The following is a 22,244-nucleotide window of genomic DNA, read 5'->3' on the forward strand; positions in this document are numbered from 1 at the left end:
CGGCCTTCTGCGGCGCCGATTATCTCCGAGCATCCAGCACTCAGCCGAGCACAGCTCGCAGGCGAGTCTGCACGTGTGCGGTTCAGGTTTCGATTGCTGCATGTGCACCGGCCACGGCCTTTCTGATTTTTCAGGCACCTGCCCATGGCGGGGGCGGACTCACATCATCGTTCCGAGGTTTTTATGTCGCAACTGCTTGGCATGGCGCTGGGGCCTTTGCTCGGTTTGTTCATCATCAGTATGGGTAACGGCTTCATTTCCTCGCTGACCACGCTGCGCCTGGACGCGGCCGGGGTGTCGGCGACGGTCATCGGCGTGGTGTCTGCCTCTTATTTTATCGGCCTGACCCTGGGTGCGCTGTTCAACGACCGCCTGATCCTGCGCATCGGCCATATCCGCGCCTACAGCAGCTTCGCGTCGCTGACCGCGGTCAGCGTGCTGCTGCAGGGGTTGTTCTTCGACCCCTGGGCCTGGTTCGTCTTCCGGCTGATAGCCGGTTGGTCGATTCTCGGCGTCTTCCTGGTGGTGGAAAGCTGGATGCTCCTGGCCGGCGACCAGAAGGTGCGCGGCCGCCTGCTGGCGCTGTACATGATGGCCTTGTACGGCTCGGGGATGCTCGGGCAGTTGCAACTCGGTGCCATCGACGCCTGGGGTGAGACCGCGCCGTTCATGGTGGCGGGCCTGCTCGCTTCGTTGTCGGTGTTGCCGATGGGCATCATTCCGCGGGTGACGCCACTGGTCGAGAAGGTCGAGCCGTTGCTGCCGCAACAGTTGATCCGCATGACGCCGACCGGTGTGATCGGCTGCTTCGGTTCCGGCATCGCGATCGCCGCTGTCTACTCGCTGCTGCCGCTGTATCTGCAGCGCGTGGGCATGAGCGTCAGCGAAGTGGGGCAGATGATGGCCAGCGTGATTCTCGGCGCCATGCTCTTGCAGTACCCGGTGGGGCGCTGGTCGGATCAGTACGATCGCCAGGTGGTACTGATCGCGCTGAGCATCTTCTGCCTGGCGATCTCGGTGGCCATCATGGTGTTGCCATCTTCGCCGCTGGTGCTGATGGTGCTGCTGTTCCTGCTCGGCGGCGGGGTGTTCGCCGTTTACCCGGTAGCGGTCAGTCACGCGGCGGATCGGGCACCGGCCGGAGCCCTGGTGCGTATGGTCCAGGGGCTGTTGCTGATCAACTCCCTCGGTTCGGCGATCAGCCCGCTGATGATCTCGCCCTTGATGGAGCGTGACCAGGATGCAGGGCTGTTCCTGGCGTTCAGCCTGCTCAACGGCTGCCTGGTGGTGTTGTTCTTCTGGCGTCGCAAGTTGCGCCCGGCCCCGCAACCCGTGGCACCCTTCGAGCCGGCGACTCCGGCCTCGATGGTCGGTGCGGAGTTGCGGGTGACCGAGGGTCTGGTTCAGGGCGCGCTCGAGCACGAGCGCATGGAGGATCTCTCCGATGTGGTACCCGGTGTCGAAGTCGCCGAGCCCGTGATCGATGCGTCGGCAGATACCCGGGAGCGCGGCACTGGTGGGGTTCAGGCCTGACGTGAGCAAGGCTCAGTGGGGGAAGCATTGCGATGAAGTGGGACATTTTCTGCCGCGTCGTCGACAACTACGGCGACATCGGGGTGACCTGGCGGCTGGCGCGCCAGTTGGTGGCCGAGCAGGGCGTCGAGGTGCGCCTGTGGGTCGATGACCTGGCGGCACTGGCGCGCATCTGTCCGCAGGCGGATGCCGGGTCGGCGTGCCAGCGACTGCGCGGCGTCGAGGTGCATCACTGGGCTGCGGCCTGGCAAGCGGTTGCGCCGGCCGATGTGGTGATCGAGGCGTTTGCCTGCACCTTGCCCGCCGACTACGTGGTGGCGATGGCGGCGCGGCAGGCCCCCGTCCTCTGGCTGAACCTGGAGTACCTGAGTGCCGAGGATTGGGTCGAGGGTTGTCATGGGCTGCCCTCGATGCAGAGCGATGGCCTGCAGAAGTTCTTCTTCTTTCCAGGCTTTACCGCCGGTACCGGCGGGCTGCTGCGCGAGGGCGACCTGCTCGGCGCCCGCGACGCGCTGCAGCGGGACGCGGGCGCCCGTGAGCGCTTTCTCGCGTCGATGGGCGTGCGACCGGCCAGCGGCACCCGCCTGATTTCCCTGTTCGCCTACGAGAACGCGGCGTTGCCTGGCTGGCTGGATGCGCTGGCGAGCGATGCCGCGGCCAGCCATCTGCTGGTGCCCGAGGGTCGGATTCTCGGCGATCTGCAGCAGTGGCTGGGGCAGCCTGTCGAAGCAGGCACGCTGGCGCAGCGCGGTGCGCTGAGCATTCAGGTGCTGCCCTTCATGGAGCAGGATCAGTACGATGCGCTGCTCTGCTGCTGCGACTTGAATATGGTGCGTGGCGAGGATTCCTTCGTGCGCGCGCAGTGGGCCGGGCGACCGCTCGTCTGGCATATCTACCCCCAGCAAGAGGGTGCGCACCGTGACAAGCTGGAGGCCTTCATGGCGTTGTATTGCCAGGGGCTCTCGGTCGCAGCCCGCGTGGCGCTGCAGGGGCTGTGGCGAGCCTGGAACGGCGGCGAACCCATGGCGCAGGGCTGGCACGGCTGGCTGCAGTGCCGCGAGGAGCTGAACGCCCATGCCCAGGCATGGGCGAGGCGCCAGGCGGTACGTGTGGATCTTGCTGCGGCGCTGGTGCAGTTTTACCGAAATTGGCTATGATATGCGGCCTCGAATTTTGTAAATCCATTCAGATCCGGATATTCGTATGAAAACCGCACAAGAAATGAAGCCTAACAGCGTGGCCCTGATCGATGGCCAGCCATGGCTGATCCAGAAGGCCGAGTTCACCAAGTCCGGTCGTAACAGCGCCATCGTGAAGATGAAGCTGAAGAACCTGATGAATGGCTCGAAGACCGAGACCGTCTACAAAGCCGACGACAAGATGGAGCCGGTCATCCTTGAGCGCAAGGAAGTGAACCTGTCCTACATCAGTGGCGACGACTACGTTTTCATGGATCCGGAATACAACTCCTACGAGCTGCGCGCCGAAGACCTGGAAAGCGTTCTGCCGTTCATCGAAGAAGGCATGAACGACGTCTGCGAAGCGGTGTTCTTCGAAGGCAAGGTGATTTCCGTCGACCTGCCGACCACCATCGTGCGTCAGTTGGCCTACACCGAAGGTTCCGCCCGTGGCGACACCTCCGGCAAGGTGATGAAGCCCGCCAAACTGAACAACGGTACCGAAGTGAAAGTGGCCGATTTCTGCGAAATCGGCGACTGGATCGAGATCGACACCCGCACCGGCGAGTACAAGTCCCGCGCCAAGGCGCCGGTCTGATCCTCAGGTTCGCCGTGTGATGAAAACCCGGCCTTCGCGCCGGGTTTTTTATCGCCTGCTGGTTGCCATTCGAGGAGGCGACGGCCGTCCCGTCTCCTGGTGGCGATCACTCGTCACGGCCATCGAGCATGGTGCGTTTGAGCATCACGTAAAGTGCGCCGGTTCCGCCGTGTCGGGCGATGCAAGAGGTGAAGCCCAGTACCTGCGGGTGCTGGCGCAGCCAGGTGTTGACGTGGCTCTTGATCATCGGCTTGCGCCCGTCGGTACGCACTGCCTTGCCGTGGGTCACGCGAACGCAGCGAACCTCCAGCCGGGTGGCTTCGGCGAGAAACTCCCAGAGGGTGTCGCGGGCCTTCTCGACGTTCATGCCGTGCAGGTCGAGGCTGCCGTCGAAGGCGATCTGGCCGAGCTTGAGCTTGCGCATCTGGCCGTCCTGCACGCCGTTACCGGCCCAGTACAGGGCGTCCTCGGCGCCGACGTCGATGACGAACTGATCCGAGAGACCATCGACCTTGAGGGTATCGGTGCGCTGCGTGGCCGCCTGCCGCAGGGTGGCCAGGCGGGCCCGGTCGCTCTTCGGCTTGCCGGTGTCGGCACGGTCATGGCTGATCGGTTTCACGCCGTGCAGCTGTGCCTTGAACAGGGAAAGGTCATCGTCTTGCATGGGGGCCTCCGCGGGGGCAAGCAGTTTACCAAGCGCGGAGGGGGCGGGTCAGTCGCGTTTTTTCATCAACTGCGGGGACATGGCCAGATCGGCGCGGCGCTGGCGCATGCGCCGCCGACATCTGCGCCAGCCCATCACGCCGCCGCAAAGCAGCAGCAAGCCGAGCGTCAGCAGGACGCTGGCGTCGCGGGTGGAGTCGTTCAGGTTGCCGAATGCCGGGGGTCTGCCCAGGAGCGTCGCGGTGCCCGCCATGGCCAGCAGAATGCCCAGTGTCGCGAACAGCGCCGCCAGGGCGGCGGCAACGCGCAGACGCCAGTGGCCCGATCCTCTCGGGCGTAGGCGGCGGGCATCGAAACCGTCTGAGTGCTTCATGGGGCGACATTTCCTCGAAGGATCTTTGCGCTAAGACTGCATCGCGGCGCAGCGGGTTCAAACCATCGCGGCGCCTGACGTTGCGCTGCCCAGCGTCAGTGAACTGCGCGTGTGCGCCCGATCATGCGCGGCCTGGCCCGTGCCTGACCCGCTCGCGAGGCAGCGAACAGGCTATTACACCAGCGCGCTGGCATCCGCAACCCAGGCCGCGAAATTGTCGGCCAGGGCGATCATCTCGACGCGGTGCATCTCGGCGGCGCTGATCACCTTGCCGTCCGGCGTCGGCAGGTCGCGGGTGGCGCAGGCGGCATCGACCACGGTGCAGCGGTAACCGTAATCCTTGGTAGCGCGAATGGTGGTGCTGATGCTGGAGTGGGTCATGAACCCGCAGACGATCAGATCCAGGTGGCCGAGCGATTGCAGCTTTTCGTGCAGGTCGGTACCGGAAAATGCGTTCGGCATGCGTTTCTCGACGACGATCTCGCCAGGCAGCGGCGCGACTTCCGGCAGGTGCTCGCCACGTGGGCCGCGCGGATCCAGCAGCCCGCCAGGGATGCCCAGGTGCTTGACGTGAACGATGGCACCGCCCTGGGCACGCACGGCATCGAGCAACTTGGCGATTTCCGCCAGCGCTGCATCCAGGCCCGGCAACTGCACCACACCACTGCGGTATTCTTCCTGGGCATCGATGACCAGCAGAGTCGCATTGCTCAGGCTGGCAGGCGCGTGGCCACGCCCGGTGAGCTGATAGAAGGTTTGCGGGTGGGACGACATGTACGACTCCTTGCTGGCGCGGTTAACGGGGCATATTGTCCGCCTCTATGGCGCCGCTGTGAACCTCTCTGTTGGTGGTATTGCAGCGCTGCCGTGTCGCTCGGCCGGATGAATCGTTTCAGCTGGCCGGGCGATGGCGGGCTGCCGTTGCCTGTCGGCGAGGGCCTGTGCTGGTTTGCCGGGACAGGCCTGCTAAACTGAGGCCTTTTGCCCGGAGCCAAGTTGTGACCGATGCCCGCCCAGCCCTGAACACCCGCCTGCGCACGCTGCGCGATTATATCCGCTGGGCCGTGAGCCGCTTTCAGGCCGAGGAGCTGTTCTTCGGTCATGGCACCGACAATGCTTGGGACGAAGCCCGGCAACTGGTGCTCGGTGCCTTGCACCTGCCCTGGGAAATCGCCGACAGCTACCTGGATTGCCGCCTCGAGGAAGACGAGCAGCAACACCTGCATGCCCTGCTGCGGCGACGCATCGAGGACCGTGTGCCGACTGCCTACCTGCTCGGCGAGGCCTGGTTCTGCGGCTTGCCCTTCATCGTCGACGAGCGCGTGCTGGTGCCACGCTCGCCGATCGCCGAGCTGATCGAGCAGCGCTTCAGCCCCTGGCTGGCTGGCGAGCCGGCGCGGATTCTCGACCTGTGCAGCGGCTCGGGCTGCATCGGCATTGCCTGTGCCTACGAGTTCCTCGACGCCGAAGTGGTGCTCGCCGACCTGTCCTACGAGGCGCTGGAGGTGGCCAACCGCAATATCGAGCGCCATGGCCTCGATGAGCGGGTGTATACCGTGCAGGGTGACGGTTTCGCCGGTCTGCCGGGGCAGCGCTTCGATCTGATCGTGTCCAACCCGCCCTATGTGGATGCCGAGGATTTCGCCGACATGCCGGCCGAGTATCAGCACGAGCCGGAAATGGGCCTGGCCTGCGGCGATGATGGGCTGGACCTGGTACGCCGCATGCTGGCGGAGGCGGCCGATCACCTGACCGAGAAAGGCCTGCTGATCGTCGAGGTGGGCAACAGCCAGGTGCACGTCGAGGCGTTGTATCCCGAAGTGGATTTCGCCTGGCTGGAGTTCGCCCGGGGTGGGCACGGCGTGTTCATGCTCTCGGCCGAGCAATGCCACGAACACCAGGCGCTGTTTCGCGAGCGCTGCTGAAGCGAATCTATTATCTGTCAGCTCGAATCATGGCGGCTTGGCAGGCTGTTATTGGCGTAATCAGCCGGTCGTTTCCGTAGGGTGGACAACGCTCTTTTTGTCCACCATTGCGATTGCAGAGCCGTGGATGAGAAAAGCGTCGGCTACGCGCCCCGATCCACCCTACACGCTGTGGGAACGGGCCATGCCCGTGATTTTTCGCGGGCATGGCCCGCTCCCACAATGAATCGCAAAGCATCCGGTTCTTCCTGCTTGCCGTCGAGCGCACAGCAAATCCTGAAAAGCCTCGTGCAGTATCCGCGAGTCCGCTATCAGGCATCGCGCCCGCCACGGCGCAGCAGGTAGCTGTCCATGATCCAGCCGTTGGCCGCGCGCGCAGCGGCACGGGTGCGCGCGATGCGCTCGGCGACGTCGGCCAGTTTGCCCTCGATCAAAATCTCGTCCGACGTACCGACATAGGCACCCCAGTAGATATGCAGATCTTCGCCGGCCACATGGCGATAGCTGTCCTGCGCATCGAGCATCACCACCACGCTGTCCACGCCTGCTGGCCAGCCCTCGCGCAGCCGCCGGCCGGTGGTGATCTGCACGGCGCGACCGATCTGGTTCAGCGGGATGCGGTGGCGCGCGGTCAGGGCCTGCACGCTGGTGATACCGGGGATCACCTCGTATTGCAGGGGATGACCGCTGGCGATCACGCCGTCGAGAATACGCAGGGTGCTGTCGTACAGCGAAGGGTCGCCCCAGACCAGGAAGGCGCCGGTTTCGCCCTCCTGCAACTGCTCGATCAGTTGCTCGAACACCGCCTGCTTGTCGCGATTGAGACTGTCGATACTGGCGTCATAGTTGGCTACATCGCGTTCGCGTTCCGGATTGGTCGCTTCGAGGATTCGATAATTGCGACCAGGCTCGATATAGCGATCGAGGATCAAGCGGCGCAGGGCGATCAGTTTGTCCTTGGCTTCACCCTTGTCGAGGATGAAGAACACGTCAGCGCGATTGAGCGCCTTGATCGCTTGCGTGGTGAGGTAGTCAGGGTCACCGGCGCCGATGCCGATGATCAGGATGTCTTTCATGCTGCGCGTCTCGTACTTGCAATGACGCGCAGCATATCAGTTGCAGACCGCGGAGCAGGGTAGAACCCCACTTGTGGGAGCGGGCGGGGACACCCAGTCCATGCCCGCGAAACTGTCGCGGGCATGGCCCGCTCCCACAGATCTATTGACGTGGCTCAGCCTGCCGCCAGCTTCAACACCGTCTCTTCCTCCGGTTCGGCGACGCCGGCGAGGAACTCGTCGCCCCAACGACGGATATCGTTGTAATTGACGATATCGAACAGCTCGCGCATGCGTGCCCGGGCCTCGGACTTGGGCATGTTCAGCGCCAGGTAGCAGGTCTGCGCCAGGTCGGCGGTATCGTGGGGGTTGGTCAGCAGCGCGCCCTTGAGCTCCGCAGCCGCGCCCGCGAATTCCGACAGCGCCAGCACGCCCTGGCCTTCGAGCAGGCCCTGGGTGGCGACGAACTCCTTGGCCACCAGGTTGAGGCCGTCGCGTAGCGGGGTGATCCACATGACATCGGCCATGGCGTACCAGGCCACCACTTCGTCGAACGGGAAGCTGCGGAAGAAGAACTGCACAGGCGTCCAGCCGATCCGCGCGAAGCGGCCGTTGATACGCCCCACGGCCTGTTCGATCTGCGATTGCAGCTCGTCGTAGATGGTCATTTCGCGGGCCGCCGGCACGCAGATGCTGACCAGGGTGATCTTCTTGTGCAGCTCCGGGTTATCGGCCAGCAGGCGCTCGTAGGCCTGGAGTTTCTCGAGGATGCCCTTGGTGTAGTCGAGACGTTCCACCGAGAGAATCAGCCTGATGCCGCGCAGCTCGTCACGCAGTTGGCTCATCTGCTCGCGGGTCTTGTCCTGGGCCAGGGCGTTGCGCACGCGGTCGATATCGAGGCCGACCGGGTGGGCGCCAAGCTTGACCACACGGCTGCCGGTGTCCACGGCGGTGGTCATGCGCTCCAGGCCCACGGCGCAGCCATAGGTGACGAAGCGTGGTGCGCAGTTCTGCCGGCTGACGGTCTGCAGCGGCGTGACGCCACGGGCCACGTCGACGAAGTTCTCCACCTGGCGCGGGATGTGGAAGCCGATGTAGTCGCACTGCAGCAGGCTGCCGATGATCTGCCGGCGCCATGGCAGTACGTTGAACACGTCGGCCGATGGGAAGTAGGTGTGGTGGAAGAAGGCGATGCGCAGGTCCGGGCGCAGTTCGCGCAGGTAGCCGGGCACCATCCACAGGTTGTAGTCGTGCAGCCAGACGATGGCACCTTCCGCTGCCTCCTTGGCGGTGCGTTCGGCGAAGGCGCGGTTGACCTTGAGAAACACCTGCCAGTCATCCTCGTCGAAGCGTGCCCGTTCCCAGAAGGTGTGCAGGGTCGGCCAGAAGGCTTCCTTGGAGAAACGCTTGTAGAAGATGTCGACCTCTCTCTTGCTCAGCGCCACCCGGGCGGCGGTGAGTTTCGGGTAGCGTTCGGCGTCCACCGTGGTATGGGTCTCGAACGGCTCGTCGCCTCCCTCGTCGACCGCCCAGGCGACCCAGGAGCCAGGGCGCGAATCGCCGAAGAAGCTCATCAGGGTCGGGATGATGCCGTTGGGCGAGCTCGGCCGGCGGCGCTGCAGCTTGCCATCCACGCGGTGTTCTTCGTAGGGCAGGCGGTGATAGACCATCACCAGCTCGGCGCGGCCCGGCTTGGTGGCGCTGCGTTTCTCCGCAGCGATGCCATGCTCGCCCAGGAAGCCGAAATGCACGAAGGCCTGCAGGATGCCGCCGCAGCCAGGGCGATCGGCCTGGAGGATCCACGACTGGTGCTCGGTCGCCTTGATCAGGTTCGGCTCGGACTCGCCAACGCAGACGCCTTTATAGGTGCCGTCGAGCATGTTCAGGTCATTGAGGGTGTCGCCACAGGCCAGCACCTGGCCGGCATCGATGCCCAGCCAGTCGACCAGCGCCTTGAGGCTGCTGCCCTTGTTGATGCCCTTGGGCAGAAAGTCCAGGTAGCGATCCGCGGAGTAGAGCAGATCGCAACCTAGCGTTTCTGCGACCTTGGCCAGGGCCGGGTCGGCGGCCTGCTCGGGCGTGCAGAAGTAGGAGCAGCGGCGCGCCTGGGGCACGTCCTGGCGCTCCAGACCGAAACCTTCCAGGGCCTGGGCCACCTGGCTTTCACCTGGCCAGTGGGCATCGACCTGGCTCTGCAGCGACTGGATCGGTTGCAGGGTGTCGCCATGCACGAAGGTGGCGCCGACGTCGGCGATGATGAAATCCGGTTGTGGCAAGGTCGGGTCGGCCAGCAGCGGCAGCACCGCTTCGAGGCTGCGACCGGTGACGTAGGCCAGCTGGATTTCCGGGTGGGCGGCGATGGTCTGGTAGAGGCTGAGGCGATCCTCGGGATCGCCAGCGAGAAAGGTTCCATCAAGATCGGTTGCAAGTAGCATGCGCTGTCTCCCTGTCCATGAATAAAGTGGTGCAGTGACGCGCCGACATCAGCCGACGAGTAGAGTGGGCGCCTTGGTTGGCGCCTCTGTGGGGTAGGTCGCTGCCTACGTCGAGGTGACGACGCGCTCCTGCGCGTCGTCGGGGTTATCGTTGTCCGAACCGTCGTCGGTGTCCGACGGCGGGGCATCGGGCATCAGTTCCAGCACGGTATGGCTGGTGCGCAGCATCGGCATGAAGTGCGCCTGTTCACCCGCGACCAGGTCGCTGACATGGCGCAGGCGATACAAGGTGTAGGCCGCCAGCAGCCCCAGGGTGGCGGCGAAATACAGCGGCAGCGCCGCAGCGCCGACGTACTGCATGAGCAGCCCGGCAAGCAGCGGCCCGCATACGGAACCGATGCCGTTGACCATCAGCAGGCTGCTGGAGCCGGCAAGAATCTCGTCGCTGTGCAACTGGTCGATCAGTTGCGCCACGGCGATGGGGTAGATGGCGAACGACAGCCCGCCGAACAGGAACATCAGTGCCAGCAGCGGCCGACCGGCCGGCAGCAGGCTCATCAGCAGGGCCACGACCACTGCGGCGCCGACCACCCAGAACAGCACCCAGCGCCGGTCGTGGCTATCGGAAAAGCGCCCGATCGGCCATTGCAGCAGGGCACCGCCGAGAATGGTCGCGCTCATCATCAGGCCGACCCCGGCCGCGTCGAAGCCATTGAGGCTGGCATACACCGGCGCCATGCCCCAGAACGCGCCAAGCGCAAGGCCCGAGAGGCCGGCTGCGGCGATCGACAGCGGGGCGATGCCGGCGATGGCGCGCAGGTTGGTGTGCAGGCCATCCGGCACGCTGGGCTGCGGCTGACGCGTCAGGGTAATGGGCATCAGTGCCGCACTGATCAGCATCGCCGCCAGGGCGAAGAGCAGGAATTCGCCAGGGTCTGCCAGGTTCAGCAATTGCTGCGCGGCAGCCAGGGCGCCCAGGTTCACCGCCATGTAGATGGCGAACATCTGGCCGCGCTTGTCGTTGGGAACCTGGGCGTTGAGCCAGCTTTCGATGACCATGTACAGGCTGACCAATGCCAGGCCGTAGAGCACCCGCAGACCAAGCCACACCCAGGGGTCGACGATCAGCACATGGAGCAGCGCGGTGATCGCGGCGAGGGCGGCGCAAAAGGAGAACGCACGGATATGCCCAACGCGACGAACCAGCGGAATCGCCAGCCAGGTGCCGAGAAGAAAACCGACGAAGTACCCGGACATGATCAGGCCGAGCATCCCGGTGGAGTAGCCTTCGGCGACGCCACGCAGGGTCAGTAGGGTGTTGAGCAGACCATTGCCGAGGAGGAGTAACGCGACCCCACCCAGCAACGAGCTGATAGGGGCAATCAAGGACCACATGGCGAACAACCCTAGGGGACTATGCCGATGATGGCAAGCAGGAAGCGCGCCAGTGGTCTTTATGCTGGATATCTAGGTCATTGATAATTAAGGGTAATTTTTGCCGACGAACGGTCTTTGCGTTTTTCGGGGGAGTGAAAGGCACCAGTGCAGTGCGCAAAGGAGCGACTTTTTCCCGTTTGCGGGGCAGATCATTTGCGCCCATCGGCACCCTTGGCCAACTCGTCGGTGCGCGCCGCCATGATGAAATCGTTGCGATGCAGGCCCTTGATCGAGTGGCTCCACCAGGTCACGGTGACCTTGCCCCATTCGGTCAGCAGGGCGGGGTGGTGATTCTCCGTTTCGGCGATTTCGCCGACCGCATTGGTGAAAGCCAGCGCCTGTTTGAAGGTGCGAAAGCCGTAGGCCCGTTCGAGTTGCATCACGCCGTCGCGAACTTCGATATTCCAGTCAGGGATCTCCTTGATCAGCTGCGCCAGTTCGGCCTCGCTGACTTTGGGCGCATCGGCGCTGCAGGCTTCGCAGGTGGCTGTCGACAGTACGGTCATGAGGTTTCCTCGTGGGAGTGATCGATCCGGCAGATTAGGCCGCCTTGGGTGGGAATTTCGGTGCGTGCAGGCCGAGCGTCATGGCTTGTCGCGCCAGGCTCATGATGTCCTGTTGCGCCAGGGCGAACAGCCGTTGCAGATCCGGCAGCACGAAATACAGCGGCTGCAGGATGTCGATACGGTAGGGCGTACGCATGGCTTCGAGCGGATCGAACGGCAGGTGTTCGGGCTGCGTCGACAGACAATACACCGCTTCGCGGGGCGAGGAGAGAATGCCGCCGCCGTAGATACGCCGGCCGGCCGGCGTATCCACCAGCCCGAATTCGATGGTCATCCAGTACAGGCGGGCGAGGAACACCCGCTCCTGGGGCGTGGCGGCCAGCCCCAGGCGACCGTAGGTGTGGGTGAATTCGGCGAACCAGGGGTTGCTCAGCAAGGGGCAGTGGCCGAACAGCTCGTGGAAGATGTCCGGCTCCTGCAGGTAGTCCAGTTCCGCTTCGCTGCGGATAAAGGTGGCTACCGGAAACTGCCGGTTGGCGAGCAGTTCGAAGAAGCGTTGAAAGGGAATCAACGCCGGTACCTGCGCGACTTGCCAGCCGGTGGCGGCGCACAGCACACGGTTGATGTCAGGCAACTGGGGAATCCGCTCACGGGGCAGGGCGAGGCTGTCCAGGCCATCGAGATAGGCTTGGCAGGCCCGTGACTCGATGACCGCGAGCTGGCGCTCGATCAGGATCTGCCAGGTGCGATGCTCGACCTCGTCGTAGTGGATGAAGCCGTTGGCATCGGGCTGCCTGGCGAGGTACTGGCTGGCTTTCATCGAGCGATCTCCCTGTCTGTCACGGCGTGGTTCACGGGCTATCGACTGCTGGGTGACGCGACGCGTCCAGCCCCTGCAGCGACCCGTCCTGCGGCCACCCCATGGTCTGCAGCATGGCGCAGGCTGAGGATCCTGGTAGGCGCGCGAGCGATCCGTTCGAGCGCCATGGACGGGGTTTTCGTAAAGAAACCATTACGTCACGCGCAATGCATTGCCGTGGGCTCGGCCGGATCCACTAGACTGGCAAGAAACCTTGACGAAAATAACAAGAGCGGCCGTCATGCGTATCAAGATCCATTGCCAGAACCGTGTCGGTATCCTGCGCGACATCCTCGAGTTGCTGGTCGACTATGGCATCAACGTCGCACGGGGCGAGGTCGGCGGCGAGCAGGGCAACGCCATCTACCTGCATTGCCCCAACCTGATCAATCTGCAGTTCCAGGCCCTGGGTCCCAAGTTCGAAGCCATTGCCGGCGTGTTCGGCGTCAAGCGCGTGGGCCTGATGCCCAGCGAGCGTCGCCACCTGGAACTCAACGCCTTGCTCGGCGCGCTGGAGTTTCCGGTGCTGTCCATCGACATGGGCGGCAGCATCGTCGCCGCCAACCGGGCCGCCGCGGCCCTGCTCGGCGTACGGGTCGACGAGGTGCCGGGCATCGCGCTGTCGCGCTACGTCGAGGATTTCGACCTGCCAGAGCTGGTACGCGCCAACCGCTCGCGTATCAATGGCCTGCGAGTGAAGGTATGTGGCGACGTGTTTCTCGCCGATATCGCACCGCTGCACAGCGCCCACGACGACAGTGAGGCCATGGCCGGTGCGGTGCTGAGCCTGCAGCGTGCCGACCGCGTCGGCGAGCGCATCTACCAGGTGCGCAAGCAGGAGCTGCGTGGTTTCGACAGCATCTTCCAGAGTTCCAGAGGGCTGGCCGCCGTGGTGGGCGAGGCGCGGCGCATGGCGCCGCTGGACGCACCGCTGTTGATCGAAGGCGAGACCGGTACCGGCAAGGAGCTGCTGGCCCGCGCCTGCCACCTGGCCAGCCCGCGGGGCCAGTCGCCGTTCATGGCGCTCAACTGCGCCGGTCTGCCGGAGTCGATGGCCGAGACTGAACTGTTCGGCTATGGCCCTGGGGCTTTCGAAGGCGCCCGCGCCGAGGGCAAGCTGGGCCTGCTGGAGCTGACAGCGGGCGGTACGCTGTTTCTCGATGGCGTCGGCGAAATGAGCCCGCGCCTGCAGGCCAAGCTGCTGCGCTTTCTGCAGGATGGCTGCTTTCGGCGGGTCGGCAGTGACGAGGAGGTGTACCTGGACGTGCGGGTGACCTGCGCCACCCAGGTCGATTTGTCCGAGCTGTGCGCCCGTGGCGAGTTTCGCCAAGACCTCTATCACCGCCTCAACGTGCTGAGCCTGCATATCCCGCCGCTGCGCGACTGCCTCGATGGTCTGCAACCACTGGCCGAGCATTTTCTCGACCGCGCCAGCCGGCAGATCGGCTGCCCGCTGCCTGGCCTGGCACCTGCCGCGCTGGACAAATTGGGCCGTTACCACTGGCCGGGCAACGTGCGGCAGCTGGAGAACGTGCTGTTCCAGGCGGTATCGCTGTGCGAGGGCGCAGTGGTCAAGCCCGAGCATATCCGCCTGCCGGGCTACGGAGCCGCGCAGCCGCTGGGCGACTTCTCGCTGGAGGGCGGGCTGGACGCCATCGTCGGGCGTTTCGAGAAGGCCGTGCTGGAGCGCCTGCACGCCGAGTTCCCGAGCAGCCGATTGCTGGGCAAGCGCCTGGGGGTGTCCCATACCACCATCGCCAACAAGTTGCGCGAACATGGCCTAGGCAAGGAGTGAGAGCGATGAAAACGAGCCCGGTGCTCCGGGCTCGTCTGGCGGGCGTCAGCGAGCGCTGACGGGCCGCGCGCGGGGGCCGGGCAGAATGCCGTTGACCGGGTTGCTGCTCAGCAGGCGGGCGCTGGTGAGGCCGGCGATCTCATGGCCGCGATCGTTCAGGCTGTTCATCACCTGATTGACCAGCGCAGTGATCAGGATGCCGGCGAGGCCACCGCCACTGTTCTGCTGTTGCTCTGCAGAGCTGGCCCGAGCAATGCCTTTCCACAGCTCCTTGCCGGTGCGCAGGTCGATCAGCGTGGCGCTGGCGGCTACCGCCACCTCGCTGCTGATCACCTTGTAACTGCTGCCGTACTCGGTCACGTCGATATACAGCACGGTGTCGGCGCCGAAGATTTCGTACAGCTTCTGCGGCGGGACTTCGCGGATTTCCTCGGCGTTGAGCAGGCCGTTCTGCTTGAAGGTCTCGTTGACCACCGCAACCGGAAGCACGTAGTAGCCGGCTTCGCTCAGGGGCGCGGTGATCAGCGAGTACATGCTGAAGGTGGCCTTGATGTCCGGCGACTTGTTGACCGGTGGCAGCACCAGAATGGAGGCCGGGCTGCTTTCCTTGAAGGCGCTGTAGTCATAGGGCTGCTGGGTGACGCAACCCGCCAGCAGCGCGAGGACGATCAGCGACGCGAGTGTTCTGATTGAGTTCAGTAGAGGCATGTCGGTCACTTCGCCATATTGCGCATCAGGAAGTCCATGTATTGCGCGGACTCGGGGAACAGGGCCTTCTCGGTTTCGAATTGCTGGCGCACCTGATCGGGTTTGCCGATCTCCGCGTAGAGCATGCCGAGGTGGGCATGGAAGCCTGGGGGCAGGGTACGGTCCGCGGCCCGGGCTTTCTGCACGCTTTCTTCGAGGGCGGCAATCTGCTCCTCGGTGCCGGTGGTGTTCTCGAAGCGTTGGTAGACCTGTTGCTGATAGCCGTCCCAGTAGTACAGCGACTTGGGTTGCTGGGCGCAGCCGCCCAGCGTGGCGGCGGCCAGCAGGGCGGTGAGCAGAAGGGGAGTACGGGCGAGTGTCATGGTCGAGTCCTCGCTCATTTGACCGGGCGCCAGGCACCGCTGTCGACGCCACTGACCAGGTTGTTCACGGCCTCGCGAATGGCCAGGTCGAGCACCTTGCCATTGAGCGTCGAGTCGTAACTGGCAGTGCCGCCGAAGCCGATCACTTCACGGTTCGACAGGCTGTACTCACCGGCGCCCTGGGTGGAATAGACCACTTCGGACGTGGCGACGTCGACGATGTTGAGGTTCACCTTGGCGTAGGCGATCTGTTGCTTGCCGCGACCGAGAATGCCGAACAGCTGGTGGTCGCCGACTTCCTTGCGGCCGAACTCGGTGACATCGCCGGTGACCACGAAGCTGGCGCCTTTCACCTGTTGAGCCTGCCTGGAGAAACCCGACTCCTGCTGCAGTTCGGCCAGGTTGTCGCGGTCGAGCACATTGAAGCGGTTGGACTGCTGCAGGTGGGTGATCAGGATGGTCTTGGCCTGCCCGCCAAGGCGGTCGACGCTGTCGCTGAAAATGCCGCGCAGGTAGCTGGAGCGGTTATCGAACTTGCCGACGGCGATCGGGTTGCGTGGGCCGCTGTAATGGCTCGACGCGCTGGTGACCTTGGTGACTTCCAGGGTGCGCGAGCTTTCGGTGGCGCAACCGGCGAGCAGCACGAGCATGCCGGTCAGGCCGGCGGTGAGGAGCTTGTTCATAGGCGTCTCTTGAGAAAGTGGGCAGGCGAAGCCTGTTACGGGCAGGAAGCTGCCGGACACATTCACAAGGCGCTAATGCATGGGGGTAGCTGTCGCGCTGGGTGTTGCGCGAGGGAGACTGCCGAAGTCTGTCCATGACGTTAAATCCGAGGTGCGGGCGTACGTGCTTCCTGCGCCGGCGATTTTGATGAGCCTCGGCACGCATTGCCAGTGCCGCTGGCGGTCACGGTGGGGATTCGCTCGCCGTACCTTCCGGCAACAGTGTGGCGATCAACGCCCGCACGCTGCCCGGCAGGGCTTCGAGGTCGCGTACCAGCATGCTGCGTTCGCGGATGGCCCAGGCTTCGTGCAGTTCGATGGTGTGCAGCTTCATGGTACGACGATGCCGGCTGGCCGCCGATTCGGGAATGATGCCGATGCCGACGTTGGCTTCCACCATGCGGCAGATGGCTTCGAAGCTGGACATCTGGATGCGCAGCGACAGGGTGCCGCCCAGGGTTTCCACGTGTTCACGCAAGAAGGTCAGCAGCGTGCTGCCGTCGTGCAGGCCGATATGCTGGTACTGCAGGGTGTCGCGCAGGCTGACCTGATCACGGCCGGCCAGGGGGTGGTTGTCCGGCACCACCAGCACCAGGCGGTCGGTGCTGAAATGCAGCACCTGCAGGCCAGCGGCCTCCACCGGCCCGGCGATGATGCCCAGGTCGGCGCCGCCGTCGAGCACGCCGCGGACGATGTCCCGGCTCAGGCGCTCCTGCAGGTCCACCGTCACGCCGGGGCGCTCGGCGAGGAAGCCGGCGAGGATTTCCGGGAGGAACTCGGTCACCGCCGTGGTATTGGCGAAGATGCGGATATGCCCGGCCGAATCGCTGCCGTATTCGGTGAACTCGCTTTTCAGGTAATCGACCTGGCGCATGATCAACCGCGCGTGCTGCAGCAGGCGTTGACCGGAGGGTGTCAGCTCCACGCCACGGCTGTCGCGGTACAGCAGGCGAGTGTCGAGCTGGCCTTCCAGCGCCTTGATGCGGGCGCTGGCCGCGGCGGGCGACAGCGAGGCACGCCGTGCGCCCTGGGTCAGGCTGGGCGATTCGGCGATATGGATGAAGAGGCGCAGATCCGGCAGGTCGAAATGCATGGCAGTCGCGTTCAATGGATGGGAGCAGCGTTCAGCATATCCGAACGCTGGATTAAATAAATGAGGATTCTCGGAACGGATCGCGGGCTGCATGCTGGCGGCACATGAAAAGACCGCTGGAATCCACCATGAGCGACGCTGCTTTTTCCGCCTGGATCGGCCGCACCGAAGAAGCCCACGATCAACTGAGCCGCAACCTGGTCATGCGTATCGCCGCGACCCTGGGCGAAGACACGCCCGCTCATGGCGAGGCGCTGCCGCCGCTGTGGCACTGGGCATTCTTCCAGGAGCCGGTTACCGAAAGCTCCCTGGGTGGCGACGGGCACCCGGCGCGCGGTGGCTTCCTGCCCCCGGCCGACAACCGCAACCGCATGTGGGCCGGCGGTCGCGTCGAGTTCATCGCACCACTGCGGGTCGGTGGCGAGGCTACCCGCGTGTCGACCATCACGCACATCGAGGAGAAGCACGGTCGCACCGGTGCGCTGCTGTTCGTCACCGTGCAGCACGACTACCGGCAGGACGGCGAGCTGGCGATCCGCGAGGAGCAGGACATCGTCTACCGCGAGCCCAGCCCGCCCAAGAGCGGTGCCGGCGAGGCGCTGCCGGCCGGTGACTGGCGCGAGGGCGTGGTTCCCAGCCCGACACTGCTGTTTCGCTACAGCGCGGTGACCTTCAACGGCCATCGCATTCATTACGACTGGCCCTATGTCACTGACAGCGAAGGCTATGCCGGGTTGGTGGTGCACGGCCCGTTGATCGCCACCCTGAACCTGCGCGCGTTCTGCCGCGCCAACCCGCAGACCCGCCTGCGTCGTTTCGCCTATCGCGGCCTGCGTCCGCTGATCGCGCCAGAGCCCTTCGAGGTGGCGGGGCGCATCAGCGCGCCGGGCAAGGCGCAGCTGTGGGCCGGCAACGAAGCCGGCATGGCCCAGCAGGCCGACGTGGAATTCGACTGAACGCTGAACCGTAGGGTGGATCGCGCTTCATCGATCCACCGAGCGGTGTGTCGGTGGATGTGAAAAGCGACAGCTACGCGCCCCGATCCACCCTACGTTTAACCGAGGAACCGTTATGACCCCCAACAACAACGAAGAACTGAATGCCATCCGCGAAGGCGTACGCGGCCTGTGTGCCGAATTTCCTGCCGAATACTGGCGCAAGATCGATGAACAGAAGGGCTTCCCGGAAGCCTTCGTGGCGGCCATGACCGAAGCCGGCTGGCTGTCGGCGATGATCCCGGAACAATACGGCGGCTCTGGCCTGGGCCTGGCCGAAGCCTCGGTGATCCTCGAGGAGGTGAACCGCTGCGGCGGCAACTCCGGCACCATCCACGGGCAGATGTACAACATGTTCACCCTGCTGCGTAACGGTAGCGACGAACAGAAAAGCTATTACCTGCCGAAGCTGGCCAGCGGCGAGCTGCGCCTGCAGTCCATGGGCGTGACCGAGCCCACCACCGGCACCGACACCACCAAGATCAAGACCACCGCCGTGCGCCAGGGCGACAAGTACGTGATCAACGGCCAGAAGGTATGGATCTCGCGCATCCAGCATTCCGACCTGATGATCCTGCTGGCGCGCACCACGCCGCTCGCCGAGGTGAAGAAGAAATCCGAAGGTATGTCGATCTTCCTGGTCGACCTGCGCACCGCCATCGGCAACGGCCTGACCGTGCAGCCGATCGCCAACATGGTCAACCATGAGACCAACGAGCTGTTCTTCGACAACCTGGAAATTCCTGCCAGCAGTTTGATCGGCGAGGAGGGCAAGGGCTTCCGCTACATCCTCGACGGCCTGAATGCCGAGCGTACGCTGATCGCTGCCGAGTGCATCGGCGATGGTCGCTGGTTCATCGAAAAAGCCAGTGCCTACGCCCGTGATCGCGTGGTGTTCGGCCGCCCGATCGGCCAGAACCAGGGTGTGCAGTTCCCTATCGCCAAGGCCCATATCGAAGTGGAGGCCGCCGACCTGATGCGCTGGCGCGCCTGCGAGCAGTACGACCGTGGCGAGAACGCCGGGGCCAGCGCCAACATGGCCAAGTACCTGGCGGCGGAAGCCTCCTGGGCGGCGGCCAACGCCTGCCTGCAGACCCATGGCGGCTTCGGCTTCGCCAATGAATACGACGTCGAGCGCAAGTTCCGCGAGACCCGCCTGTACCAGGTGGCGCCGATCTCCACCAACCTGATCATGTCCTACGTGGCCGAGCACCTGCTCGAGCTGCCGCGCAGTTTTTAAGGAGCTTGCCATGAGCACCCATACTCAGCAGCTCGCTGCATTTCTAGCCGACCTCCGTTATGAGCAGATCCCCACGCAGGTGCTGGATCGTACCGAAGACCTGTTCCTCGACTGGCTCGGTTCGGCCCTGGCCAGTGAAGGCGCGCGGCCGATTCCGCTGTTCGAAGCCTATGCGCAGAAGATGGGCCCGGCCGATGGCCCGGCGCGCATTCTGGTCAACGGTCGCGGCACCTCGGCGTACTTCGCGGCGCTGGTCAACGGCGCTTCGTCCCATCTGGTCGAGCAGGATGACCTGCACAACAGCTCGGTGCTGCACCCGGCCACCGTGGTATTCCCGGCGGCCCTGGCGGCCGCGCAGGATCTGGGCAAGTCCGGCCGCGAGCTGTTGCTGGCCTCGGTGGCCGGCTACGAGGCGGGCATCCGCATCGGTGAATTCCTCGGCCGCTCCCATTACCGCATCTTCCACACCACGGCCACGGTCGGCACCCTGGCCGCTGCCGTGGCGGTGGGCAAGCTGCTGAACTTCGACAAACAGCAGTTCATTCACCTGCTCGGCAATGCCGGCACCCAGGCCGCCGGGCTCTGGGAGTTCCTGCGCGACGCCGCCGACTCCAAGCAACTGCATACCGCCAAGGCCGCCGCCGATGGCCTGCTGGCCGCGTACTTCACCGAGCAGGGCCTGACCGGCGCACGGAACATCCTCGAGGGCGAGCAGGGCATGGCCGCCGGGATGTCCAGCGATGCCAACCCGAGCAAACTGTCGGATCGCCTCGGCAGCCGCTGGGCGCTGGCGGAGACCTCGTTCAAGTTCCATGCCTCCTGCCGGCATACCCACCCGGCCGCCGATGCGCTGCTGGGCCTGATGCAGCGCGAAGGCCTGCGGCATGGCGACATCGCCCAGGTGATCACCCATGTGCACCAGGGCGCCATCGATGTGCTGGGGCGTGTGGTGGTGCCGCAGACCGTGCACCAGGCCAAGTTTTCCATGGGTACCGTGCTGGGCCTGATCGCCGTGCATGGCAAGGCGCAGCTCAGCGAGTTCGAGAAGCTGTCGCTCAGCGATGCTGAGGTCAGCGAATTCAGGGGCAAGGTCAGCATGCGCCTCGACCCCGAGGTGGATGGCGCCTATCCGGCGCGCTGGCTGGGTCGGGTCGAGGTGCTCACCACCGACGGCCGTACCCTGCGCGGCGCCATCGACGAGCCCAAGGGCGATCCGGGCAACACCCTCGACCGCGCCGAGCTGGAAGACAAGTTCCGCCGCCTGCTGGCATTCGCCGGCAAGCGCAGCGAGGACGAAGCCGGTGTGCTGATCGAGCGGGTCTGGCGTCTGCGCGAAACGAAAGACCTGAGCGACCTGGCCTGAAGGCGGGCTTCGACTTTCCGGTGGGTCGGTGAAGCGCGGACTACGCGTCCCGATCCACCCTACGGATTAAGGAACCGGACATGAATAACGCACAGCAAACCCGGCCCCTGGATGGCATCACCGTGGTCAGCCTGGAACACGCCATCGCGGCACCGTTCTGCACCCGTCAGCTCGCCGACATGGGCGCCCGGGTGGTCAAGGTCGAGCGCCCCGGCAGTGGCGATTTCGCCCGCGGTTACGACGAGCGGGTCAATGGCCTGGCGTCGCACTTTGTGTGGACCAACCGTTCCAAGGAGAGCCTGACCCTCGACCTCAAGCAGGACGCTGCCGGTGAGGTGCTCGACAGCCTGCTGGCAAAGGCCGACGTGCTGGTGCAGAACCTCGCACCGGGCGCGGCGACGCGCATGGGCCTGTCGTTCGAGGCGCTGCATGAGCGCTTCCCGACGCTGATCGTCTGCGACATTTCCGGCTACGGCGAAGGCGGCAGCTACGAGAAGAAGAAGGCCTACGACCTGCTGATCCAGAGCGAGGGGGGCTTCCTGTCGGTCACTGGCGGGGCCGGCGACGACCAACTGGCCAAGGCCGGTTGCTCCATCGCCGATATCGCCGCTGGCATGTATGCCTACAGCAACATTCTTTCGGCCCTGCTGCTGCGTGGCAGGACCGGTCTGGGCAGCCGCATCGATGTGAGCATGCTCGAGAGCCTGGTCGAGTGGATGGGTTATCCCCTGTACTACGCCTACGACGGTGCCACGCCGCCGCCGCGTGCCGGGGCCGCCCACTCGACCATCTATCCTTATGGCCCATTCCCCGCTGGCGACGGCGGCACGGTGATGCTCGGCCTGCAGAACGAGCGCGAATGGCAGGCATTCTGCGAGCGGGTGCTGTTGCAGCCGGAACTGGCGACCGATGAGCGTTTCTCGGCGAACTCCAGGCGTTCGGCCAATCGTGAGGCGCTGCGCTCGATCATCGTAGGCACCTTTGCCGTGCTCAGTGCCGAACAGGTGATCGAACGGCTGGAACAGGCACAGATCGCCAACGCCCATGTCAATGACATGGCCGGTGTCTGGGCCCACCCGCAGCTCAAGGCACGCGATCGCTGGCGTCAGGTGGACAGCCCGGCAGGCAGCCTGCCCGCGCTGCTGCCGCCTGGCAGCAACAGCGCCTTCAGCCCGCGGATGGATGCGGTGCCGGCGCTGGGCGAGCACACCGAAGCCTTGCTGGCCGAGCTGGGCTACGGCGATGCCGCGATAGCCGGCCTGAAGGTCAGCGGCGCGGTTTGAGGTTTGTGGCCAGGACCTCGGTTTGCGTTTTTCTGTGGGAGCGCGCCATGCGTACGAATCACGGGCATGGCCCGTTCCCACAGGCAACGTGCTGATCGCCCACAACGCCAAGCGCTCCCTC

The 22,244-nt window shown here is 64.8% G+C and carries 21 protein-coding genes; 9 read left to right on the top strand and 12 right to left on the bottom strand.

Annotation, left to right across the window (positions count from 1 at the left end):
- The first annotated feature begins 183 nt into the window (after window positions 1–183).
- From BLR94_RS25785 to efp, 3 genes are read left to right on the top strand one after another with little or no spacing between them, the layout of a single operon-like run.
- Window positions 184–1,533 (top strand): MFS transporter, encoded by a 1,350-nt coding sequence (locus BLR94_RS25785; RefSeq protein ID WP_084308793.1) that lies wholly within the window; start codon window positions 184–186, stop codon window positions 1,531–1,533.
- 32 nt (window positions 1,534–1,565) lie between these two features.
- On the top strand, window positions 1,566–2,690 hold the full coding sequence (earP, locus tag BLR94_RS25790; RefSeq protein WP_084308792.1) for an elongation factor P maturation arginine rhamnosyltransferase EarP: 1,125 nt from the start codon (window positions 1,566–1,568) through the stop codon (window positions 2,688–2,690).
- Window positions 2,691–2,736: 46 nt separating this feature from the next.
- Window positions 2,737–3,309 (top strand): elongation factor P, encoded by a 573-nt coding sequence (gene efp / locus BLR94_RS25795; RefSeq protein WP_042556123.1) that lies wholly within the window; start codon window positions 2,737–2,739, stop codon window positions 3,307–3,309.
- A gap of 106 nt (window positions 3,310–3,415) precedes the next feature.
- Here efp and BLR94_RS25800 read toward each other — a convergent pair whose 3' ends face one another.
- The 3 genes from BLR94_RS25800 to BLR94_RS25810 all read right to left on the bottom strand — a co-directional run bounded on the left by BLR94_RS25800 (window position 3,416) and on the right by BLR94_RS25810 (window position 5,119).
- The gene (locus tag BLR94_RS25800; protein ID WP_084308791.1) at window positions 3,416–3,973 is read right to left on the bottom strand and encodes a Smr/MutS family protein; all 558 of its coding nucleotides are present in this window, start codon (window positions 3,971–3,973) and stop codon (window positions 3,416–3,418) included.
- 48 nt (window positions 3,974–4,021) lie between these two features.
- Window positions 4,022–4,345, bottom strand: a complete 324-nt coding sequence (locus tag BLR94_RS25805) for a hypothetical protein (RefSeq protein ID WP_084308790.1) — start codon at window positions 4,343–4,345, stop codon at window positions 4,022–4,024.
- Between the two features lie 174 nt (window positions 4,346–4,519).
- Complete coding sequence (locus BLR94_RS25810; RefSeq protein ID WP_084308789.1) at window positions 4,520–5,119, bottom strand: cysteine hydrolase family protein; 600 nt, start codon at window positions 5,117–5,119, stop codon at window positions 4,520–4,522.
- Window positions 5,120–5,343: 224 nt separating this feature from the next.
- Here BLR94_RS25810 and prmB point away from each other — a divergent pair, with 224 nt between their 5' ends.
- On the top strand, window positions 5,344–6,270 hold the full coding sequence (prmB, locus tag BLR94_RS25815) for a 50S ribosomal protein L3 N(5)-glutamine methyltransferase (protein WP_420895753.1): 927 nt from the start codon (window positions 5,344–5,346) through the stop codon (window positions 6,268–6,270).
- 311 nt (window positions 6,271–6,581) lie between these two features.
- Here the strand turns inward: prmB and cobF are convergent, their stop codons facing one another.
- The 5 genes from cobF to phhA form a co-directional block, all read right to left on the bottom strand.
- Window positions 6,582–7,346 (bottom strand): precorrin-6A synthase (deacetylating), encoded by a 765-nt coding sequence (cobF, locus tag BLR94_RS25820; protein ID WP_084308788.1) that lies wholly within the window; start codon window positions 7,344–7,346, stop codon window positions 6,582–6,584.
- 155 nt (window positions 7,347–7,501) lie between these two features.
- The gene (gene ggpS, locus BLR94_RS25825; protein ID WP_084308787.1) at window positions 7,502–9,760 is read right to left on the bottom strand and encodes a glucosylglycerol-phosphate synthase; all 2,259 of its coding nucleotides are present in this window, start codon (window positions 9,758–9,760) and stop codon (window positions 7,502–7,504) included.
- 105 nt (window positions 9,761–9,865) lie between these two features.
- Window positions 9,866–11,155: an MFS transporter gene (locus tag BLR94_RS25830; RefSeq protein ID WP_084308786.1), complete on the bottom strand. Its 1,290-nt coding sequence runs from the start codon at window positions 11,153–11,155 to the stop codon at window positions 9,866–9,868.
- 191 nt (window positions 11,156–11,346) lie between these two features.
- Complete coding sequence (locus BLR94_RS25835) at window positions 11,347–11,703, bottom strand: 4a-hydroxytetrahydrobiopterin dehydratase (protein ID WP_084308785.1); 357 nt, start codon at window positions 11,701–11,703, stop codon at window positions 11,347–11,349.
- A gap of 34 nt (window positions 11,704–11,737) precedes the next feature.
- On the bottom strand, window positions 11,738–12,523 hold the full coding sequence (gene phhA, locus BLR94_RS25840; RefSeq protein WP_084308784.1) for a phenylalanine 4-monooxygenase: 786 nt from the start codon (window positions 12,521–12,523) through the stop codon (window positions 11,738–11,740).
- Window positions 12,524–12,803: 280 nt separating this feature from the next.
- On the opposite strand from phhA, the gene BLR94_RS25845 reads away from it, so the two are divergent.
- On the top strand, window positions 12,804–14,357 hold the full coding sequence (locus BLR94_RS25845) for a sigma-54-dependent transcriptional regulator (RefSeq protein ID WP_084308783.1): 1,554 nt from the start codon (window positions 12,804–12,806) through the stop codon (window positions 14,355–14,357).
- Window positions 14,358–14,402: 45 nt separating this feature from the next.
- Here BLR94_RS25845 and BLR94_RS25850 read toward each other — a convergent pair whose 3' ends face one another.
- The 4 genes from BLR94_RS25850 to BLR94_RS25865 form a co-directional block, all read right to left on the bottom strand.
- Window positions 14,403–15,065 (bottom strand): DUF799 domain-containing protein, encoded by a 663-nt coding sequence (locus tag BLR94_RS25850; protein WP_084308782.1) that lies wholly within the window; start codon window positions 15,063–15,065, stop codon window positions 14,403–14,405.
- A 5-nt stretch (window positions 15,066–15,070) separates the two neighbouring features.
- On the bottom strand, window positions 15,071–15,427 hold the full coding sequence (locus BLR94_RS25855) for a DUF4810 domain-containing protein (RefSeq protein WP_084308804.1): 357 nt from the start codon (window positions 15,425–15,427) through the stop codon (window positions 15,071–15,073).
- 14 nt (window positions 15,428–15,441) lie between these two features.
- Window positions 15,442–16,110, bottom strand: coding sequence for a CsgG/HfaB family protein (locus BLR94_RS25860; protein ID WP_084308781.1), 669 nt, complete (start codon window positions 16,108–16,110; stop codon window positions 15,442–15,444).
- A 223-nt stretch (window positions 16,111–16,333) separates the two neighbouring features.
- Window positions 16,334–17,242, bottom strand: coding sequence for a LysR substrate-binding domain-containing protein (locus BLR94_RS25865; protein WP_084308780.1), 909 nt, complete (start codon window positions 17,240–17,242; stop codon window positions 16,334–16,336).
- A gap of 128 nt (window positions 17,243–17,370) precedes the next feature.
- Here BLR94_RS25865 and BLR94_RS25870 point away from each other — a divergent pair, with 128 nt between their 5' ends.
- The 4 genes from BLR94_RS25870 (at window position 17,371) to BLR94_RS25885 (ending at window position 22,123) form a co-directional block, all read left to right on the top strand.
- Window positions 17,371–18,198 carry an HTD2 family dehydratase gene (locus BLR94_RS25870; protein ID WP_084308779.1) on the top strand — a complete coding sequence of 276 codons (828 nt, stop codon included), beginning with the start codon at window positions 17,371–17,373 and terminating at the stop codon, window positions 18,196–18,198.
- A 115-nt stretch (window positions 18,199–18,313) separates the two neighbouring features.
- On the top strand, window positions 18,314–19,477 hold the full coding sequence (locus BLR94_RS25875) for an acyl-CoA dehydrogenase family protein (RefSeq protein WP_084308778.1): 1,164 nt from the start codon (window positions 18,314–18,316) through the stop codon (window positions 19,475–19,477).
- Window positions 19,478–19,487: 10 nt separating this feature from the next.
- Window positions 19,488–20,840: an MmgE/PrpD family protein gene (locus tag BLR94_RS25880; protein WP_084308777.1), complete on the top strand. Its 1,353-nt coding sequence runs from the start codon at window positions 19,488–19,490 to the stop codon at window positions 20,838–20,840.
- 80 nt (window positions 20,841–20,920) lie between these two features.
- Entirely contained in the window at window positions 20,921–22,123 is a 1,203-nt protein-coding gene (locus BLR94_RS25885) for a CaiB/BaiF CoA transferase family protein (RefSeq protein ID WP_084308776.1), read from the top strand.
- Window positions 22,124–22,244: the final 121 nt, after the last annotated feature.

The sequence above is a fragment of the Phytopseudomonas flavescens genome (assembly GCF_900100535.1).
Classification (GTDB): Bacteria; Pseudomonadota; Gammaproteobacteria; order Pseudomonadales; family Pseudomonadaceae; genus Aquipseudomonas; species Aquipseudomonas flavescens.